Here is a 19,137-nt window from a genome sequence, read left to right on the forward strand (position 1 = left end):
CTTGTGCAGGTTTTCACGAGGGGTACGGGACGGGCTCTTCCGGCATCTTCGCGCCCGGCGCTCAACGCCGCGTGCGCGACCCCCAGCGCCGGCGCTCAACACCCAGCCCTCAATGCCCGGCGCTCACTCCCAGCGGAAGAACACGGCCGCCGCCCCGAGCCCCAGCGCGGCCCAGCCGGCCAGCACCCCGAGATCGCCCCAGGGCGTCGCGGCGCCCTGCTGGAGGACGTCCCGCAGCCCGTCGGAGAGCGCCGAGATCGGCAGCAGCGCGAGCACCGAGCCCGCCGCGTCCGGGAACCGGTCCAGCGGCACGATCACCCCGCCGCCCACCAGGAGCAGCAGGAAGACCAGATTGGCCGCGGCCAGGGTCGCCTCGGCCCGGAGCGTGCCCGCCATCAGCAGACCGAGCCCGGAGAAGGCCGCGGTCCCCAGCACGAGCAGCAGCAGTACGGCGAGCGCCCCGGACGGGGTGGCCGCCCCCTGCGGCGACCAGCCGAGCAGCAGCGCGATCACCGTCAGCAGCATGATCTGGAGCACTTCGGTGACCAGGACGCAGAGCGTCTTGGCGGTCATCAGCGCCCACCGCGGCAGCGGTGACACCGCGAGCCGCTTGAGCACTCCGTACCGCCGCTCGAAGCCGGTGGCGATGGCCTGTCCGGTGAACGCCGTGGACATCACCGCCAGGGCGAGGACACCGGGCGCGAGGAAGTCCACCGCCTTGTCGGAGCCGCTGCCGGGGCCACCGCCGGTGCCGGTACCGCTCGTGTCGATGATGTCGACCGTCGAGAACAGCACCAGCAGCAGCGACGGGATGATCACGGTCAGCAGGAGCTGCTCGCCGTTGCGCAGCAGCAGCTTCGTCTCGAACGCCGTCTGGGCCGCGATCATGCGGAGCAGCGGTGCCGCGCCGGGCGCGGGGGCGTACGTACCGGCGCTTCTGACGGCGCCCGTCGCGCTGCTCGTAACGGCGTCGGCGGTCATGAACGCAGCTCCTTGCCGGTCAGTTCGAGGAAGACGTCCTCCAGGGTGTGCCGCTCGACGGAGATCCCGTCGGCCATCACACCGTGCTGCGCGCACCAGGAGGCGACCGTGGCCAGGAGCTGCGGATCGACCGAGCCGCTGATCCGGTACGCGCCCGGCGACAGCTCCGCCGCGGCGGTGCCGTCCGGCAGCGCCTTCAGCAGCGAGCCGAGGTCGAGCCCGGGGCGGCCGGTGAAGCGCAGGGTGTTCTCGGCGCCGCCCCGGCACAGCTCCTCGGGGCTGCCGTGGGCGATCACCCGGCCCGCGTCGATGATCACCACGTCGTCGGCCAGTTCCTCGGCCTCGTCCATGAAGTGCGTGGTCAGTACGGCGGTGACGCCGTCGGCGCGCAGTTCGCGGAGCAGTTCCCAGGTGGAGCGCCGGGCCTGCGGGTCGAGCCCGGCCGTCGGCTCGTCCAGGAAGACCAGCTCCGGCCGGCCGACCACGGCCAGGGCGAGCGCGAGCCGCTGCTGCTGGCCGCCGGAGAGCCGCCGGTAGGCCGTACGTCCGCAGTCGCCGAGGCCGAGCCGTTCCATCAGCGCGTCCACATCCAGCGGCCGCGCGTGCAGCCGGGCCATGTGGCGGAGCATCTCCTCGGCGCGCGCTCCGGAGTACACACCACCCGACTGGAGCATCACGCCGATGCGGGGACGGAGCCGGGCGGCGTCGGCGACCGGGTCGAGACCGAGGACGCGTACGGTGCCGGAATCGGCCCTGCGATAGCCCTCGCAGGTCTCCACGGTGGTGGTCTTGCCGGCTCCGTTGGGGCCGAGCACGGCGGTGACCGTACCGGCGCGCACCACCAGGTCGAGACCGTCCACCGCGGCTCTGTCCCCGTACCGCTTGACCAGGCCGTGGACCTCGACCACGGGATCCCGTGTGCCTGCTGCGGGCGCGCGGTCGGGCAGGGAGCCGCCCGGGAAGACGCTGTGCATGCCGGGCAGTCTAGGCAGCGCCCGCCGGACCCCGGGCCGCGGGGCCGAAAGGATCTGTCCGCAGGCCGGAAAAGTGCGGTGTCCCGAACCTGTACGCATCGCTCGGCAGCCGGTCGCGAGCCGGAAGAAGAGCAGGCCGGCCGGGGTGGCGAGGGTCGTTGTTAGGTAACCCTTAGTGATGAAGCGCACCGGAGACCGCTGCGGACCGTGGTTGTCACGGCCGGACGAATTACGCAACAATGGCGTTGTGAAATACGTCGGCGAGGCTCCCCAGGAGGAACTCGCGACCGGTGAGCACCCCACTCGCAACCGCGTCGCGCGCTCCATCCTGGACCACGGCCCCTCCACGGTCTCCGAGCTGGCGGGGCGCCTCGGGCTCACCCAGGCCGCCGTCCGCCGCCATCTCGACGCGCTGGTCGCCGATTCCGTGGTGGAACCGCGCGAGCAGCGGGTCTACGGATCACGCGGACGCGGCAGGCCGGCCAAGGTGTTCGTCCTGACTGACTGCGGCCGGGACGCCTTCGACCAGTCGTACGACCAGCTCGCCGCGGACGCCCTGCGCTGGATCGCCAGGAGCGCGGGCGGCGGGGAGCGCGGCGAGGCGGCCGTCGCTGCCTTCGCCCGTGCCCGGCTCGCCGACCAGTCGGAGAGCTACCGCCGGGCGGTCGAGCAGGCCGATCCGGCCAGGCGCACCGAGGCCCTGGCCGAGGCGCTGAGCGCCGACGGGTACGCTGCTACGGCGCGTAGCGCGCCGAACCGGCAGGGCGAGCAGCTCTGCCAGCACCACTGCCCGGTCGCCCATGTCGCCGAGCAGTTCCCGCAGCTCTGCGAGGCGGAGACGGAGTCCTTCTCCGAGCTGCTCGGGACCCATGTGCAGCGACTGGCCACCATCGCCCACGGTGACGGCGTCTGCACGACGTTCATCCCCCGCGCCACCGCGACCGCAGAGGCCACCGCGACCGCGGAGACCGCCGCCACCGCAGAGACCACTGATCACGCTTCTGAAAGCACAGCCGGGAGGAACCCCGAATGACGCTCCCCACGGAGACCGCCCACCCCGAGCTGGAGGGTCTGGGTACGTACGAATTCGGCTGGGCCGACTCCGACGCCGCCGGCGCCGCGGCCAAGCGCGGACTCTCCGAGGATGTCGTCCGTGACATCTCGGAGAAGAAGAACGAGCCGGAGTGGATGCTGAAGCTGCGGCTCAAGGGTCTGCGCCTGTTCGACAAGAAGCCCATGCCGAGCTGGGGCTCGGACCTGTCGGGCATCGACTTCGACAACATCAAGTACTTCGTACGGTCCACCGAGAAGCAGGCCGCCTCCTGGGAGGAACTGCCGGAGGACATCAAGAACACGTACGACAAGCTCGGCATCCCGGAGGCGGAGAAGCAGCGCCTCGTCGCGGGTGTCGCCGCGCAGTACGAGTCCGAGGTCGTCTACCACCAGATCCGTGAGGACCTGGAGCAGCAGGGCGTCATCTTCCTGGACACCGACACCGCGCTCAAGGAGCACCCGGAGCTGTTCCAGGAGTACTTCGGCACGGTCATCCCGGTCGGCGACAACAAGTTCGCGTCGCTGAACACCGCCGTATGGTCGGGCGGATCGTTCATCTATGTGCCGAAGGGCGTGCATGTCGACATCCCGCTCCAGGCCTACTTCCGTATCAACACGGAGAACATGGGCCAGTTCGAGCGGACGCTGATCATCGTCGACGAGGACGCGTACGTCCACTACGTCGAGGGCTGTACGGCCCCGATCTACTCCTCGGACTCGCTGCACAGCGCCGTGGTCGAGATCATCGTCAAGAAGGGCGGCCGCTGCCGCTACACGACCATCCAGAACTGGTCGAACAACGTGTACAACCTGGTCACCAAGCGGGCCGTCGCCTACGAGGGCGCGACCATGGAGTGGGTCGACGGCAACATCGGCTCCAAGGTGACCATGAAGTACCCGGCCGTCTATCTGATGGGCGAGCACGCCAAGGGCGAGACCCTGTCCATCGCCTTCGCGGGCGAGGGGCAGCACCAGGACGCCGGCGCCAAGATGGTCCACATGGCCCCCAACACCTCGTCGAACATCGTCTCCAAGTCGGTGGCGCGCGGTGGCGGGCGTACGTCGTACCGCGGTCTGATCGAGATCGGCGAGGGCGCCGAGGGCTCCAAGTCCAATGTGCTCTGTGACGCGCTGCTCACGGACACCGTCTCGCGCTCCGACACCTACCCGTACGTGGACGTCCGCGAGGACGACGTGTCCATGGGCCACGAGGCGACCGTCTCCAAGGTCTCCGAGGACCAGCTCTTCTATCTGATGAGCCGCGGTCTCTCCGAGTTCGAGGCGATGGCGATGATCGTGCGCGGCTTCGTCGAGCCGATCGCCAAGGAACTGCCCATGGAGTACGCGCTGGAGCTGAACCGGCTGATCGAGCTGCAGATGGAAGGCTCCGTCGGCTGACCACGGCCCCGACGGACGGAGTCCGGCCCCCGCAAGCGCGGCCGGACCTCCGCCCGACCCCAGCAGCGACCGTTTTTCCTTACGCAGAGGCAGAGAGAGAGCACGACGACAGCCATGGCTGAGGCTCAGAACATTCCGGCGGGTTCCACCACCGCCGGGTCGATCGCGGTGGCCGCCGAGTCGACCGTCGCCACGCGCATGAGCGCGCCCCCCTCCTATGACGTGGCGGACTTCCCCGTCCCGCACGGACGTGAGGAGGAGTGGCGGTTCACGCCGCTGGAGCGGCTGCGCGGGCTGCACGACGGCACGGCCGTCGCGGCGGACGGCGTCACGGTCGAGGTGACCGCCCCCGACGGCGTCGTCGTCGAGACCGTGGGCCGGGACGACGCGCGGATCGGCCGGGCCGGTACGCCGGTGGACCGGGTCGCCGCCCAGGCGTACTCCTCGTTCGAGAAGGCCTCGGTCGTCTCGGTGCCCAAGGAGACCGTGCTGAGCGAGCCGGTGAGGATCGCCGTGCACGGCGAGGGCGGTACGGCCTACGGCCACCAGATCATCGAGCTGGGCGCCTTCGCCGAGGCGGTCGTCGTCATCGAGCACACCGGTGACGCCGTGCTCGCCGCCAATGTCGACTATCTCCTCGGGGACGGCGCCAAGCTGACCGTCGTCTCCCTCCAGGACTGGGACGAGAAGGCCGTCCATGTCGCCCAGCACAACGCGCTGGTCGGCCGGGACGCCTCCTTCAAGTCCGTCGTGGTCACCTTCGGCGGCGATCTCGTACGGCTCACGCCCCAGGTGCGGTACGCGGCCCCCGGCGGGGACGCCGAGCTGTTCGGCCTGTACTTCACCGACCGCGGCCAGCACCAGGAGCACCGTCTCTTCGTCGACCACAACGCCCCGCACTGCCGGTCCAACGCCGCCTACAAGGGCGCGCTCCAGGGCACCGACGCGCACGCCGTCTGGATCGGTGACGTACTGATCCGCGCCGCGGCCGAGGGCACCGACACGTACGAGATGAACCGCAACCTGGTCCTCACGGACGGCGCGCGGGTCGACTCGGTGCCGAACCTGGAGATCGAGACCGGAGAGATCGCCGGCGCCGGCCATGCCTCGGCCACCGGCCGCTTCGACGACGAGCAGCTCTTCTATCTGATGGCCCGCGGCATCCCGGAGACCGAGGCCCGCAGGCTGGTCGTCCGCGGCTTCTTCGCCGAACTGGTCCAGAAGATCGGGCTGCCGGAGCTCGAAGAGCGTCTGATGGCGAAGATCGAGGCGGAACTGGAGGCGTCCGTCTGATGGCCTTCGTCCGTGTCTGCGCCCTCGGCGAGCTGGAGGAGGACACCCCGAAGCGGGTGGAACTCGACGGCACGCCGGTCTCCGTCGTCCGCACCGGCGGCGAGGTGTTCGCGATCAACGACATTTGCTCGCACGCGAATGTCTCGCTCTCCGAGGGCGAGGTGGAGGACTGCATGATCGAATGCTGGCTGCACGGCTCCAGCTTCGACCTCCGTACCGGCAAGCCGTCGAGTCTGCCCGCGACGCGCCCCGTCCCCGTATACCCCGTAAAGATCGAAGGGGACGATGTGCTCGTCTCCGTCACCCAGGAGTCCTGAGTCACCCATGGCAACGCTTGAAATCCACGACCTGCACGTCTCCGTCGAGGCCGAGACCGGCCCCCGCGAGATCCTCAAGGGTGTCGACCTGACCGTGAAGCAGGGCGAGACGCACGCCATCATGGGCCCCAACGGCTCCGGCAAGTCGACCCTCGCGTACTCCCTCGCGGGCCACCCCAAGTACACGATCACCAGCGGCACCGTCACCCTGGACGGCGAGGACGTCCTCGGGATGACCGTCGACGAGCGCGCCCGCGCCGGGATCTTCCTCGCGATGCAGTACCCCGTCGAGGTCCCCGGTGTCTCCGTCTCCAACTTCCTGCGCACCTCCGCCACCGCCGTACGGGGCGAGGCCCCCAAGCTGCGGACCTGGGTCAAGGAGGTCAAGGAGACCATGGAGCGGCTCCAGATGGACCCGGCCTTCGCCGAGCGCAATCTGAACGAGGGCTTCTCCGGCGGTGAGAAGAAGCGCCACGAGATCCTCCAGCTCGAACTGCTGAAGCCCAGCATCGCGATCCTCGACGAGACCGACTCCGGCCTCGACGTCGACGCGCTGCGCGTTGTCTCCGAGGGCGTCAACCGCGTCCGCGAGACCGGCGCGGTCGGCACGCTGCTGATCACGCACTACACGCGGATTCTCCGCTACATCAAGCCCGACTTCGTCCATGTCTTCGCCCAGGGCCGGATCGCCGAGTCCGGTGGCGCGGAACTGGCCGACAAGCTGGAGGAAGAGGGCTACGAGGCATATGTGAAGGGTGGCGTACCCGCGTGACAGAGCTGCCGGGCCTTCTCACAGCGTCGGACCACCGCGCGTCGGACCACCGCCTGCTGGACGAGGCGATCCGCAAGGATTTCCCGATCCTCGACCGGATGATCCACGACGGCAAGAAGCTCGTGTATCTGGACTCCGCGGCGACCTCGCAGAAGCCGCGCCAGGTGCTCGACGCGCTCAACGAGTACTACGAGCGGCACAACGCGAATGTCCACCGCGGCGTGTACACCATCGCCGAGGAGGCCACGGCGCTGTACGAGGGCGCGCGGGACAAGATCGCCGCCTTCATCAACGCTCCCAGCCGCGACGAGGTGATATTCACCAAGAACGCGTCGGAGTCGCTCAATCTCGTGGCCAATATGCTCGGCTGGGCCGATGAGCCCTACCGGGTCGACCACGAGACCGAGATCGTCATCACGGAGATGGAGCACCACTCCAACATCGTGCCGTGGCAGCTTCTGTCGCAGCGTACGGGCGCGAAGCTGAAGTGGTTCGGCATCACCGACGACGGCCGGCTCGACCTGTCGAACATCGACGAGATCATCACCGAGAAGACGAAGATCGTCTCCTTTGTGCTGGTCTCCAACATCCTGGGCACCCAGAACCCGGTCGAGACGATCGTCCGCCGGGCCCAGGAGGTCGGTGCGCTGGTCTGTGTCGACGCCTCGCAGGCCGCTCCCCATCAGGTGCTGGACGTCCAGGCGCTCCAGGCCGACTTCGTGGCCTTCACCGGTCACAAGATGGCGGGCCCCACGGGGATCGGAGTGCTCTGGGGCCGCCAGGAACTGCTGGAGGACCTGCCTCCGTTCCTCGGCGGCGGCGAGATGATCGAGACCGTGTCGATGCACTCGTCGACCTATGCACCGGCGCCGCACAAATTCGAGGCGGGTACGCCCCCGATCGCGCAGGCCGTGGGCCTCGGCGCGGCAGTGGACTATCTCACCGCGATCGGGATGGACCGGATCGCCGAGCATGAGCACGCGATCACCGAGTACGCGGTGAAGCGCCTGCTGGAGGTCCCCGACCTGCGCATCATCGGACCGGCGACGGCCGAGGACCGCGGTGCCACGATCTCCTTCACGCTCGGCGACATCCACCCGCACGATGTGGGCCAGGTCCTCGACGAGCAGGGCATCGCCGTCCGGGTCGGCCACCACTGCGCCCGGCCGGTCTGCCTTCGGTACGGAATTCCCGCGACGACGCGAGCGTCTTTCTATCTGTACTCCACTCCGGCCGAGGTCGACGCCTTGGTCGAAGGCCTGGAGCACGTCCGTAACTTCTTCGGTTGAGGTTGAGAACGTCTTCGATTGAGGGACGAGGCGAGGACTTGAGAGGCTGTCCGTGAAGCTGGATTCGATGTACCAGGACGTCATCCTGGACCACTACAAGCACCCGCACGGGCGCGGTCTCCGGGACGGCGACGCCGAAGTGCACCACGTGAACCCGACCTGCGGTGACGAGATCACGCTGCGTGTGCGGTACGAAGGTTCGCGGATCGCGGATGTCTCGTACGAGGGGCAGGGCTGCTCCATCAGCCAGGCCAGCGCATCCGTACTGAATGACCTGCTGGTCGGCAAGGAGCTGGCCGAGGCGCGGAAGATCCAGGGCACCTTCCTGGAGCTGATGCACTCCAAGGGCCAGTTGGAGCCGGACGACGCGATGGAGGAGGTGCTGGAGGACGCGATCGCGTTCGCCGGTGTCTCCAAGTACCCCGCCCGTGTCAAGTGCGCTCTGCTGAGCTGGATGGCGTGGAAGGACGCGACGGCCCAGGCCCTGGGCGACAGCGCGACGAAGGAGACGGCATGAGCGAGAACGAGACCCTGACGATCAAGCCGGCCTCGGAGGACGAGGTCCGGGAGGCGCTGTACGACGTCGTCGACCCCGAGCTGGGTATCGATGTCGTCAACCTCGGCCTGATCTACGGCATCCACATCGACGAGTCCAACAACGCGACCCTGGACATGACGCTGACGTCGGCGGCCTGTCCGCTGACCGATGTGATCGAGGACCAGGCGAAGGCGGCGACGGACGGCATCGTCAGCGAGCTGAAGATCAACTGGGTCTGGATGCCGCCGTGGGGCCCGGACAAGATCACCGACGACGGCCGCGAACAGCTCCGCGCCCTGGGCTTCAACGTCTGACCACGAACGCCCGATCGCGCCACCGCTTCACGGGACCCCCGGCCGACGGCCGGGGGTCTCGGTGTGTCGGTGGCCGCGCGGTGACGTCGTACGAGGTGGTCAGACGGGGGGCCTTGCCGCTGCCGCTGCCAGGGTGGGGGCCAGGTTTTCCTTGCGGATGCGCTGGTCGACGTAGAGCAGGGTGAGGACGAGCTGGGGGAAGGTCGTCGAGATGATCTGGCTGATGAACTGGGCGAGTGTCGCCAGGAGCAGATAGCCGGCGACGACGATCAGGACCTCGCCGGCGCCCGGATCGCTGCCGGTGGTGGTGGGGTCGAGGGCGGCGGGGAACACGCCCAGGCTGTTCACCACTTGCTGGATGACCAGGGCCGCGACGCCCGCCATCACCGAGGCCAGCAGGGAGATGCCGAAGATCCGCCACCAGGCGGTGCGCACCAGCGCGGTCGAGCGGCGCAGGGCCGCGACCGGGCCATGGGATTCGATCACGGCGACCGCGGGGGCCAGGCTGAATCGGACCCAGAGCCAGATGGCCAGGGGCGCACAGGCCAGCGCGCCCAGGAGGCCGAGGGGGATCAGCCAGGGGGCGGGGGCGTAGTCGCCCCAGGTGGCGAACGAGGCCACCGCGGCGGTGAAGCCGCCCACGAACAGCACCAGAGGTACGAGAGCGATCAGCCAGCTCAGAGCTGCCGTGCCGAGCACCGCGGGGGCCCGGACCGCCGCCCGGCGAGCCGTCGCGCCGAGCGTGGCGGGCCGGCCCAGGACCGCGTTCTGGACTATTGCCGGGCAGGCCGCCAGGACCAGGGCATTGGCGGCCAGCAGTGTCAGCATGCCGAAGACCCAGACACAGCCGAAAGCGATCAGCAGCGGGCGTATGTCCTCCCAGGCCGGATCGATGTCGTACGCCGTCGCCGTGTCGATGACCCGGTGCAGCCGTTCGCCGACCGTCCCGTACGCGACCGCCAGGGCTGCCGCGACCGCGACGAGGGCGGCGCCGTACACCAGGGCGGTCAGGCCGAAGAGCGGCTTGGCGTAGCGGCCCATGGTGGCGAAGGCGCCACCGAGTATGTCGCCGAGACCGAGCGGCGCCAGCGGGATCACGCCGGGCCTGGGCGGCGGGGGAGGGGGCGTCCAGCCGCCCCAGCCGTAGGGGCCGCCGCCGTGAGGGCCGCTCGGACCGCCGCCGTAAGGGCCGTTCCCGTACGGGCCGTTCGGGCCGTGCGGTCCGCTGCCGTACGGACTGCCGCCGTGAGGGCCGCTGTTGTACGGGCCGCTGCCCTGGGGGTCGTCGCCCTCGGGGCTGTTCGGCCACGGGCCGTCCCCTTGCCGCCCGCCTCCTTGTGGGTCGTTGCCTTGAGGATCGTTTCCGTCCTGCCCCATGCCCTGCGTCACGACTCTCCCCCGTTCTCGCTCGCCCGGATCCGGACGGCATACCGTAACCGCTCCGCGTGGCCGTTCCGAGAGGGGCGGTGGAAGGGCCGGTGCGTACGGGCGTACGTATCGTTGTGTACACTCGTACACATGGGATATGGACTGCTGGCCGCGGCGATCGCGGCGGAGGTGGCCGGGACGACGGCCATGAAGTACAGCGAGGGTTTCAGCCGGCTGTGGCCCTCGGTGATCACCGTGGCGGGGTACGTCATAGCCTTCGCGCTGCTCTCACAGACCCTCAAGACCCTCTCCATGGGCACCGCCTACGCGATATGGTCCGGCGCCGGCACGGCGGTCATCGCCGCCATAGGCATGGTCTTCATGGGCGAGTCCACGAGCGCGCTCAAACTGGCCGGCATCGCCCTGGTGATCGCGGGGGTCCTCGTGCTCAACCTGGGAGGGGCCCACTGATGACCCGTCGGTACGACCCCGAGCGGCGCGGGCGCATCATCGACGCCGCGATCCGGGTGGTCGGGCGGAGCGGGATCGCGGGGCTGAGCCACCGTACGGTCGCGGCGGAGGCCGATGTGCCGCTGGGCTCGACCACGTACCACTTCACCTCGCTCGACGAACTGCTGGTCGCCGCGCTGCGCCAGGTCAACGAGACCTTCGCCGCCTATCTCCAGGAGAGCCGGACCCTCGCGGATCCGGAGTGCGACGTCGCCGCCGAGCTGGCCCGGCTCATGGGGGACTGGCTCGCCGGGGAGCGCACGGGTGTGGAGCTGGAGTACGAGCTGTATCTCGCGGCCCTGCGGCGGCCCGCGCTGCGGCCGGTCGCTGCGGAGTGGTGCGACGGCGTGGCCGAGGCGCTGGCCGGGCGGACCGATCCCGTCACGGTACGGGCGCTGGTCGCGATGATGGACGGGCTCTGCTTGCAGGCGCTGCTCACGGGCACGCCGTACGACGAGGAGTACGCGCGGGAGATGCTGGCGCGGCTGATTCCCTGATCGGCGCGGTCGGCCGGCGCGGGTTCGGCGGTAGGTTGATCGGATGAGCCATTCCTCCCCGGGCCCCGAGATCACCTATGCGGAGTGCCGGCAGTGCGGAACCCTGATCGCCGGGCTGGACGGCCGCTACAGCTGTGGTGTCTGCGGCTGGGTCAACCATCACTCGGAGGGGCACCGGCCGCTGCCGCGCGCGGAGGACGACATCGACCACGTGGTGCGTGGGAGGGACGACAACCGGCTGAGTGGAGTGGAGCCGAGCTGAGCTGACGGGCGCCGCCGCCCGGGTCCGCTGACGGGCGCGGCTACCCGGGTCCGCTGCCCGGCGCCGGGGCCCGGTTCCGCCGACCGGGGCGGGCCGCGCCGCTCGGTCCGGGCGGGCCCGGTTCGCGCCGCTCGGCCCGCTCCGGCGCATGCCCGCCGCCTCGGACCCGCCCGCGCCCGGCACCTGAGACCGGTTCGCCCGCGCGGCGCCCGAAACGTTAAGTTCGGAGCATGACCGACACCGCTTCTGCTGCTTCCGCACGTCCTGCCCGTACCACCGGCGCCGTCGCCGCCGGGCTCGCCACCCTCGCCGGGGACGGCACCGTCCTGGACACCTGGTTCCCCGCTCCCGCGCTCGCCGCGGAGCCCGGACCGGCCGGCACCGAGCGGCTCACCGCCGAGCGCGCCGTGGAGCTGCTCGGGGCGGGCGCGGCCAGGGCCGTCGGGCCCGACGCGCGCCGCGGGGTCGAGGTCGTCGCCGTCCGTACGGTCATCACGTCGCTCGACGACAAGCCGCTGGACGCGCACGACGCGTATCTGCGCCTGCATCTGCTCAGCCACCGTCTGGTCCTGCCGCACGGCCAGAACCTCGACGGACTCTTCGGGCTGCTCGCCAATGTCGCCTGGACCTCTCTCGGCCCGGTCGCCGTCGACACGCTGGAGACGGTACGGCTCAACGCGCGCGCCGAGGGCCTGCACCTCCAGGTGACCTCGGTCGACAAGTTCCCGCGGATGACCGACTACGTGGCGCCCAAGGGTGTCCGGATCGCCGACGCCGACCGGGTACGCCTCGGCGCGCATCTCGCCGAGGGCACGACCGTGATGCACGAGGGCTTCGTCAACTTCAACGCGGGCACCCTCGGCACCTCCATGGTCGAGGGCAGGATCTCCGCGGGCGTCGTCATCGGCGACGGCTCCGACATCGGCGGCGGCGCGTCCACCATGGGCACGCTCTCCGGCGGCGGCAAGGAGCGCATCGTGATCGGCGAGCGCTGCCTGATCGGCGCGGAGGCGGGCGTCGGGATCGCGCTGGGCGACGAGTGCGTGGTCGAGGCGGGGCTGTATGTCACGGCCGGTACGCGGGTCACCCTGCCGGACGGTCAGGTCGTCAAGGCCCGTGAGCTGTCAGGCGCGAGCAACATCCTCTTCCGCCGCAACTCGGTCACCGGCACCGTCGAGGCCCGTCCGAACAACGCGGTCTGGGGCGGCCTCAACGATGTGCTCCACAGCCACAACTGAGCGCTCCGACCGAGCATTCGGGGGACACTCAGGGCCTGGTGCCCTTCAGGGGCTCTGGTGCCTTCAACGGCTTGAAGCGGCCAGGAGTTCCCCGTACGCCTTCAGCAGCCCGTCGGCCGTCTCCCGGCCGGCGGGCCGCAGCGGTTCACGGACCGGTCCGGCGGGCAGGCCGAGCGTGCCGAGCAGTGCCTTCGCGGTGACCGTGCCCGGCAGGCCGGCCGCCATCATCGCCGTGACCAGCGGAAGTGTGAGCTGGTTGAGGCGCCTGGACTCGGCGAGCGCCCCGGAGTCGTACGCGTCGAGGACCGCGCGCAGTTGACGGGGCGCGGCATTGGCGACCGTACTGACGAATCCGGCGCCGCCGATCGCGTACAGCGGGAGGTTGAGCTCCTCGGAGCCCGCGTAGTACGCCAGTGAGGTGCGGGCGATCACCGTGGAGCTGCCGAGCAGGTCGTACGCGCAGTCCTTCACGGCGACGACGCGCGGGTGCCCGGCGAGACGGAGCATGGTCTCGGGCTCGATGCGGACGCCGGTGCGCGCCGGGATGTCGTACAGCATCAGCGGGATCCCGGCGGCGTCCGCGACGCGCAGGAAGTGTGCCTCGATGTCCTGCTGGGGCGGGCGGCTGTAGTACGGCGTCACCACCAGGAGGCCGTCGGCGCCTGCCTGTTCGGCCGCGTGTGCCAGGGCGATCGTGTGCCCGGTGTCGGCACTGCCGACGCCCGCGACGACATGGGCCCGGTCGCCGACCTCCTCCCGGACGGCCCGTACCAGCGCGGTCTTCTCCTCGTCCGTGGTGGTGGGGGACTCGCCGGTGGTCCCGTTCAGGACCAGCCCGTCGCAGCCCTCGGCCACCAGATGGCCGGCGAGTTCGCGGGCGCCGTCCAGATCCAGCTCTCCGGTGGCGGTGAAGGGCGTGACCATCGCGCAGAGGGCGCGGCCGAAGGGGCGTGGTGCGCCGTTACGGGGAGTGCTCATACGGGCAGTGTCCGTCCAGCGGACTGTGAAGGTCTACTTAGTTCTGCTTTGAGTGGGAGTGAAGCAGAGCTGAATGCGGGGGACGGCCGGGCGTCTGGCATGATCGGCGGCGGCGTGCAAACGGCGCCGGACGGGGGAGGTTCGTGTGGCCGGTTCGGCTCGTATGGAATGGGTACGCGGTCCCGTCGGTGCGGCGGTGGCCGCGCTGGCGGTGATGGCGGGGGCGGCCGGCTGCGCCGACATCCGCAACGAGATCGACGCCGAGCGGGGCGTGCGCCCGGGGGCGCTGTCCTCACCGGCTCCGACCCCCTCGTACAGCGCTTCCTCCACCCCGACTCCCGAATTTGAGGGCGGCCCCGCGCCCTGGGCCGACCAGGGTCCCGGGCCCTGTCTCGCTTCCGGAGTCTCCGTCAGCCACGGTCCTGTGAACGCCGCCCTGGGCGAGCGCGCCGTGGACATCACGCTGACGAACTGCGGAAACAAGCCATACCGCGTCCACGGCTATCCGGAGATCGGCGCCCTGGACGGGTCGCGCGAGCCGCTCGCGATGAAGGTGATCCACGGCGGTGCGTACACCGACGCGTCGCGGGTCGAGGCCCCGGGGGAACTGACGCTGGCGCCCGGCGAGTCGGCGCTGTCGGTCCTGCACTGGGACAGCCGGATCACCGGCACCGTGACCCCTCCCGAGGGCGCGTATGTGGTGGTCGCGGCGACGAAGGGCGCGGAGCGGAGCACGCTGCCCATGCCGCTCGACGTCGGCACGTCGGGCGAACTGGATGTGACGGCCTGGGCCCCCGGACCCGCCGCGGAGCCGTCCTGAGTGGTCGGACTCTGCCATCGGCAGTAGTCCGCCCTCCGTCATTCGGCGCGCGTATATCGGCATCGAACAGTGATCGGCCGCCCGTTCGGAATGCGGCAGGATGCTCCCATGATGCGTACTCTGCGCCGACCACTGGCACGGCTCTTACCGCCGCAGGGCCCTGCCCTCGCGGCCGCGGGCCGCAGGACCGGGAAGGCGTACCCGGGGATCCCGGCTGAGCGGGGCGATCTGCCTCCGGTGGGCGACGGGGCCCACGACATCAGCGTGCCGGTAGGGGCTTCGGGGTAACAGGGGCCGGACTGTCAGTGGGTGCGGGTCCAACGGAGGACATGGAGGGCATGAAGAGCATGGAGAACGAAAACGCCCACCGGGGCGAATCAGGCGCGCCGGATCCGGGCGCGGGCGGCATGAGCGCGGGCGACCGGAGCGAACTCGACGTGCTGCGCGCGGCGTTCCCGCCGGAGCACTGCCTGCCGCCGCTGGGGTGGGACGCGGTGCGCGCCTTCGAACGCGAGCAGGGGGTCGTGCTGCCCGAGCCGTACCGCACGCTGGTCGCCGAGATCTGCGACGGGTGCAGCGAGGGGCCGGCCGATGTGGACGGGCTGATACCCGTGGCGGCGCTGCCCGCCGACTGGGGCTGCGCAGAGCAGCAGCGGGTGCTCTCGGAACCCTTCCCGCTCACCAGGGCCTGGGTCTGGGAGGACGACCCGCGGCCGTACGAGGAGATCGAGCCGCTCATCGACGAGGTCTCCAACCACGGGAGCGTGGTGCTGGGCACGGACGGCTGCGGCATGTACTGGCATCTCGTCGTGACCGGACCGCAGCGGGGGCGGATCTGGAACATCAGCGATGTGGGGGCGGCGCCGTTCGGGGCGGCATTCGGACATCCCGCCGCGGGGGACGGGTTCACGAGCTGGGTGGCGCACTGGGCCACGACCAGGCGGCCATGGTTCGACGTCGTGGTCTGAGGGTGCCGCGCTCCGGGACAGTGATCTCCGGGGCAGCGCTGGACAGCGATGGGGAGCGCTGGTTGACCTCAACCGCACTTCATCTTCGAGCATGGTGGTGAGGGCGCACCGCGGGGGTGCGCCATCGAGGAGGGATCACCATGTCCGTGCGGTCCGGCGCCCTGCCCGAGATCACCCGTCCCGGAGTGGGCGTCGTCATGGTCAGCCGCTGGCGTCTCGGCAGCCCCGAGCGGCAGCGGGCGGCGGTCGAGGCGATCGGCCGCGCGTGGGGGAGCCGGGAGTGGCCGGACACCGGCCTCCTCTCGTACTCCGTCCTGACCGGCAACGACGGGGACACGCTGCTCCACTACTCGCAGTGGAGCGGAGCCGACGCGTACGCGGAATTCGTCCGTACCCGTCGTGACGAGCGGAACGCGGAGATCGACGCGGCCGTGCCCGGTATCGAGCGCGTCGGGCTGCGCCCGTACGAGCTGTACCGGGCGGACCGCGCCGAGGACGAGAGCCGGGTGCCCGGCTGTGTGGTGATCGTCGAGGTGGAGTTCGAAGGGCCAGATGCCGGGCGGCAGAAGGGCTGGGTCGACGCCGTTTTCGCGGCCCTGGCGAGCGATCCGGCCCCGGCCCCCGGCGGGATCTCGGCGCACTTCCATGTCAGCACGGACGGCACCCGGGTCCTCAACTTCGCGCAGTGGGAGACCCAGCAGGCGCACATCGACGCGCTGGCGGCGCCGGGGGACGGGATCGGCTCGGCCACCGACGAGTGGCGGCGGGTACAGAATTACCCCGGCCTGGCGGTCAGCTCCGTGACGCGGTACACGCCCGCGCTGAGTCTGAGCGCCGGCTGAGAGCGGCGGCCCGGCCGTATGTGGGGTACGGCCGGACCGCCGCGGTCCCCTGGGCGGTCCGGGGGTGCCAGAAAGCCCCTCGGCCCGGCTCTCGGGCAACTCGGGGAAGTGGCGTACACAGGTGGTTCTACGCGCGTAATCTCCTTGCTGGGCAAGCCAGTTGTCAAGGGCGCCCGGCCCCGGACCCCCTGTCGGGTACATGAACCGGGTGGGATGGGTCCAAATGCGTCTACGCTGGGGGCCGCCGTGAATCCGCATGCTGCGAGGAGACCCACCAGATGACCGGAGACCGCCCCACCGTCCCACCGGTACGACTTCCCTCGGACGCGGAACTGGCGCGGGAGGCGCTCTCCGCGCCCCTGCTCGCCCGCGCGGTGCGCCTCGCCCGCTGGGCCGGACCCGGGACGCGTGTGGGGGCGGGAGGCGAACTGGTCGATGAACAGCTTCCCGAGGCGGCTGAGGTGCTCGGCCTGTCCGAGGCGGAGGGCGAGGCGTACGCGAGCGAGGCGTGGCGGGTCGCGGTCGACACGGGTCTGGTGGCGGTCGAGGACGGTGACGACAGAGACGACGGCGAGGGCGGCGCGCCGGACGAGGGCGAGGACGACACCACCGCGGCGCGGGTCACCGCGGGCGATCAGCTCGGGCTGATCGCCTCCGGCTCCCCGCAGGACGTCCTCTCGCTCTGGCTGGACGCCCTGGACGTCGTGTTCGCGGACGCGACCGCGCCCGTCCTGGACGATCTGGCGGCGGCGATCGGCGAGGACGGCGAGATCGACTTCGAGTCGCTCGACTGGGACCCGGAGTCGGAGGCGGAGTTCCTGGAGGGCGTGCTCGGCAACCTCTATCTGCTCACCGTCGCGGACGGCGGGGGCATCGGGGCCGTGGGCGGCGCGTCCGGTCCCGGGCCGGTGCCGCTGCCGGTGCTCGCCGCGTCGATGATCGTCCCCGACGACATGGGCGAGCCCACCGACGACATCCTGGAGCAGGTCTCCGAGGCGATGATGCGGCTGGACGACCAGTTCCGGCTGCTGGAGCCGGTCGGGCTCGTCTCGTACGTACCGGTGGACGAGGCCCTGATGGAGGAGGACGCGGGGGGCGCGGACGCGTCGCTGCCGGTTGACGACGAGGACGTCGCCCGGTATGGGATGGTCCGGCTGACGCAGCTCGGGCTGTACGGGATCAGGTCCCGGATGCTGGAGGCGGGCGTCGACGCGCCCGCGGTCGGCGATCTCGCGGACAAGGACGCGCATGCGCTGCTGGACGGGGTCGCACGGTTCCCCGAGCTGTCCGCGCGCGCGGAGACGGAACAGTGGCTGGCCCGGCGCGCGCCGGCCGAGGCGGCGGAGGAACTGCTGGCCGCCGCGCGCGGCACCGACCCCGGCGCGCCGCTGCGCCGCCTGCACTGCCAGCAGGCGCTCTCCCTGGTCGGCGCGGAAGCGGAACCTGCGGTACGGGGCGTGCTCGCCGACGCGGAACTGGGCGGCCTGGCGCGGGTCTGGCTCGCGGAACTGGGCGCGCGGGACGTGCCGCCGCCGCCGGAATCGATGATCTTCTGGCTCGCCATCGACACGATCGCCGCGCAGCTCGACGCGGAGGGTGAACCGGAAGAGCTCCAGGAACTGGTCGAGGGGCTCGTGGGCCGCCACAGCGGCTTCTTCGACGCGGCGTGGCGGGTGGAGCATCCGGCGACGGCGGAGGTGCTGGAGGCGATGGGGAGGCTGCACCGGGACCGGGCGGTGTCGAAGGACGCGCGGAAGGCGGCGTTCAAGGCGAGGTCGCGGGCGTAGCGGTGGCGGCTCGCCGGGCCCGCCCGGCGAGCCGGTTCGTCCTCAATCGCCGGACGGGCTTGTTCTTCGCGCACCCGGCGCCGGGGCGGGCGGTTCCGTCCTCAAACGCCGGACGGGCTGGATTCCGCGGCCCGCGAGCGAGTCGGCAGCCGGCGTCGGGGTGCGCTTGCTTACCGCAGGTATGACGCTCCGTTGAGGTCAAGTGTGGTGCCCGCTGCCCATTCCGCCTGCGGTGATGCCAGCCATCGCACCGCCTCCGCCACCTCCTCCGCCGTGGCGACCCGGCCGAACGGGCTCTGGGCGCGGATCGATTCGCCCTCCTGGCCCGTCAGGCGGTGGGCCACGCGTTCCGTTTCGAAGAAGCCCGGGGCCACGGACGCGACGCCGATGCCGTACGGGGCCAGGGAGACCGCCAGGGACTGGGCCAGTGCGTGGACGGCCGCCTTGGTCGCGCCGTACGCCGGGTAGTCCGGTTCGCCGCGGAACGCGCCGCGTGAGCCGATGTTGATGATCCGCCCGCCCGTGCCCCGGTCGATCATCGAGCGGGCGGCGCGATGACTGAGCAGGGCCGTGGCCAGGACGTTGACGGAGAGGTGGCGCTGCCAGGCCGTGGTCCACTCCTCGTACGAGGTCGACGGCAGCGGATGCGGCTCGTTCACCGCCGCGTTGTTGACCAGGATGTCTATCCCGCCGAGCGCCCCCTCCGCCTCGTCCATGATCCGGGCCGCCTCCGCCGGGTCGGACAGGTCGCCGCCGGTCAGCGTATGACCCGTACCGGACAGGGAGTCCAGCGTGGTGCGGGCGTCGTCGGCGCGCGTCGCGTAGTGGACGGCGACCCGGTCGCCGTTCGCGGCGAAGACCCCCGCGACCGCGCGGCCAAGACCGCGGGACGCGCCGCTGACGAGGACACGACGACCGGTGGTTGGCAGGTTCATGGA

General features: G+C 70.8%; 21 protein-coding genes. 16 read left to right on the forward strand and 5 right to left on the reverse strand.

Annotation, left to right across the window (positions count from 1 at the left end; translation table 11 throughout):
• Positions 1 to 123: 123 nt before the first annotated feature.
• Together WH07_RS04690 and WH07_RS04695 are read right to left on the reverse strand one after the other, a co-directional pair.
• Complete coding sequence (locus WH07_RS04690) at positions 124 to 981, reverse strand: ABC transporter permease (protein WP_046495649.1); 858 nt, start codon at positions 979 to 981, stop codon at positions 124 to 126.
• Positions 978 to 1,955 (reverse strand): ABC transporter ATP-binding protein, encoded by a 978-nt coding sequence (locus WH07_RS04695; protein WP_079022947.1) that lies wholly within the window; start codon positions 1,953 to 1,955, stop codon positions 978 to 980. The genes WH07_RS04690 and WH07_RS04695 overlap by 4 nt, the downstream gene beginning before the upstream one ends.
• Positions 1,956 to 2,202: 247 nt before the next feature.
• Here WH07_RS04695 and WH07_RS04700 point away from each other — a divergent pair, with 247 nt between their 5' ends.
• The 8 genes from WH07_RS04700 to WH07_RS04735 all read left to right on the forward strand — a co-directional run bounded on the left by WH07_RS04700 (position 2,203) and on the right by WH07_RS04735 (position 8,929).
• Positions 2,203 to 2,988, forward strand: a complete 786-nt coding sequence (locus tag WH07_RS04700; protein WP_046495651.1) for a helix-turn-helix transcriptional regulator — start codon at positions 2,203 to 2,205, stop codon at positions 2,986 to 2,988.
• Positions 2,985 to 4,406 (forward strand): Fe-S cluster assembly protein SufB, encoded by a 1,422-nt coding sequence (gene sufB, locus WH07_RS04705; RefSeq protein WP_046495654.1) that lies wholly within the window; start codon positions 2,985 to 2,987, stop codon positions 4,404 to 4,406. The genes WH07_RS04700 and sufB overlap by 4 nt, the downstream gene beginning before the upstream one ends.
• Positions 4,407 to 4,520: 114 nt before the next feature.
• Positions 4,521 to 5,699 (forward strand): Fe-S cluster assembly protein SufD, encoded by a 1,179-nt coding sequence (gene sufD / locus WH07_RS04710; protein ID WP_046495656.1) that lies wholly within the window; start codon positions 4,521 to 4,523, stop codon positions 5,697 to 5,699.
• Positions 5,699 to 6,016, forward strand: a complete 318-nt coding sequence (locus WH07_RS04715; RefSeq protein WP_046495659.1) for a bifunctional 3-phenylpropionate/cinnamic acid dioxygenase ferredoxin subunit — start codon at positions 5,699 to 5,701, stop codon at positions 6,014 to 6,016. Before sufD ends, WH07_RS04715 begins: the two co-directional genes overlap by 1 nt.
• 7 nt (positions 6,017 to 6,023) lie before the next feature.
• A complete protein-coding gene (sufC, locus tag WH07_RS04720) occupies positions 6,024 to 6,788 on the forward strand; it encodes a Fe-S cluster assembly ATPase SufC (RefSeq protein WP_046495661.1) in 765 nt (254 codons plus the stop codon).
• Positions 6,785 to 8,077: a cysteine desulfurase gene (locus WH07_RS04725; protein WP_408645798.1), complete on the forward strand. Its 1,293-nt coding sequence runs from the start codon at positions 6,785 to 6,787 to the stop codon at positions 8,075 to 8,077. Before sufC ends, WH07_RS04725 begins: the two co-directional genes overlap by 4 nt.
• A gap of 52 nt (positions 8,078 to 8,129) precedes the next feature.
• Positions 8,130 to 8,594, forward strand: coding sequence for a Fe-S cluster assembly sulfur transfer protein SufU (gene sufU, locus WH07_RS04730; protein WP_046495664.1), 465 nt, complete (start codon positions 8,130 to 8,132; stop codon positions 8,592 to 8,594).
• A complete protein-coding gene (locus tag WH07_RS04735; protein WP_046495667.1) occupies positions 8,591 to 8,929 on the forward strand; it encodes a metal-sulfur cluster assembly factor in 339 nt (112 codons plus the stop codon). Before sufU ends, WH07_RS04735 begins: the two co-directional genes overlap by 4 nt.
• Before the next feature lie 99 nt (positions 8,930 to 9,028).
• Here the strand turns inward: WH07_RS04735 and WH07_RS04740 are convergent, their stop codons facing one another.
• Entirely contained in the window at positions 9,029 to 10,318 is a 1,290-nt protein-coding gene (locus tag WH07_RS04740; RefSeq protein WP_232788715.1) for a hypothetical protein, read from the reverse strand.
• 129 nt (positions 10,319 to 10,447) lie between these two features.
• Here WH07_RS04740 and WH07_RS04745 point away from each other — a divergent pair, with 129 nt between their 5' ends.
• The 4 genes from WH07_RS04745 to dapD all read left to right on the forward strand — a co-directional run bounded on the left by WH07_RS04745 (position 10,448) and on the right by dapD (position 12,804).
• Positions 10,448 to 10,768, forward strand: a complete 321-nt coding sequence (locus WH07_RS04745) for a DMT family transporter (protein ID WP_046495672.1) — start codon at positions 10,448 to 10,450, stop codon at positions 10,766 to 10,768.
• Entirely contained in the window at positions 10,768 to 11,304 is a 537-nt protein-coding gene (locus tag WH07_RS04750; protein ID WP_046495675.1) for a TetR/AcrR family transcriptional regulator, read from the forward strand. Before WH07_RS04745 ends, WH07_RS04750 begins: the two co-directional genes overlap by 1 nt.
• 43 nt (positions 11,305 to 11,347) lie before the next feature.
• The gene (locus WH07_RS04755) at positions 11,348 to 11,566 is read left to right on the forward strand and encodes a hypothetical protein (protein WP_046495677.1); all 219 of its coding nucleotides are present in this window, start codon (positions 11,348 to 11,350) and stop codon (positions 11,564 to 11,566) included.
• A gap of 230 nt (positions 11,567 to 11,796) precedes the next feature.
• Positions 11,797 to 12,804, forward strand: coding sequence for a 2,3,4,5-tetrahydropyridine-2,6-dicarboxylate N-succinyltransferase (gene dapD / locus WH07_RS04760; RefSeq protein ID WP_046495680.1), 1,008 nt, complete (start codon positions 11,797 to 11,799; stop codon positions 12,802 to 12,804).
• Positions 12,805 to 12,867: 63 nt separating this feature from the next.
• Here dapD and dapA read toward each other — a convergent pair whose 3' ends face one another.
• Positions 12,868 to 13,782: a 4-hydroxy-tetrahydrodipicolinate synthase gene (gene dapA, locus WH07_RS04765; protein WP_046495684.1), complete on the reverse strand. Its 915-nt coding sequence runs from the start codon at positions 13,780 to 13,782 to the stop codon at positions 12,868 to 12,870.
• A gap of 145 nt (positions 13,783 to 13,927) precedes the next feature.
• Between dapA and WH07_RS04770 the strand changes: the two genes are divergently transcribed.
• The 4 genes from WH07_RS04770 to WH07_RS04785 all read left to right on the forward strand — a co-directional run bounded on the left by WH07_RS04770 (position 13,928) and on the right by WH07_RS04785 (position 18,199).
• Positions 13,928 to 14,602, forward strand: a complete 675-nt coding sequence (locus tag WH07_RS04770; RefSeq protein ID WP_157877221.1) for a DUF4232 domain-containing protein — start codon at positions 13,928 to 13,930, stop codon at positions 14,600 to 14,602.
• Between the two features lie 338 nt (positions 14,603 to 14,940).
• Positions 14,941 to 15,570 carry an SMI1/KNR4 family protein gene (locus tag WH07_RS04775; protein WP_157877223.1) on the forward strand — a complete coding sequence of 210 codons (630 nt, stop codon included), beginning with the start codon at positions 14,941 to 14,943 and terminating at the stop codon, positions 15,568 to 15,570.
• Between the two features lie 140 nt (positions 15,571 to 15,710).
• Positions 15,711 to 16,412 (forward strand): antibiotic biosynthesis monooxygenase, encoded by a 702-nt coding sequence (locus tag WH07_RS04780; protein ID WP_046495689.1) that lies wholly within the window; start codon positions 15,711 to 15,713, stop codon positions 16,410 to 16,412.
• 278 nt (positions 16,413 to 16,690) lie between these two features.
• Positions 16,691 to 18,199, forward strand: coding sequence for a hypothetical protein (locus tag WH07_RS04785; protein ID WP_046495692.1), 1,509 nt, complete (start codon positions 16,691 to 16,693; stop codon positions 18,197 to 18,199).
• Positions 18,200 to 18,369: 170 nt separating this feature from the next.
• On the opposite strand, the gene WH07_RS04790 is transcribed toward WH07_RS04785, so the two are convergent.
• On the reverse strand, positions 18,370 to 19,134 hold the full coding sequence (locus tag WH07_RS04790) for an SDR family NAD(P)-dependent oxidoreductase (protein ID WP_046495695.1): 765 nt from the start codon (positions 19,132 to 19,134) through the stop codon (positions 18,370 to 18,372).
• Positions 19,135 to 19,137 lie beyond the last annotated feature (3 nt).

The sequence above is a fragment of the Streptomyces odonnellii genome, assembly GCF_000981895.1.
In the GTDB taxonomy this organism is placed as follows: Bacteria; Actinomycetota; Actinomycetes; order Streptomycetales; family Streptomycetaceae; genus Streptomyces; species Streptomyces odonnellii.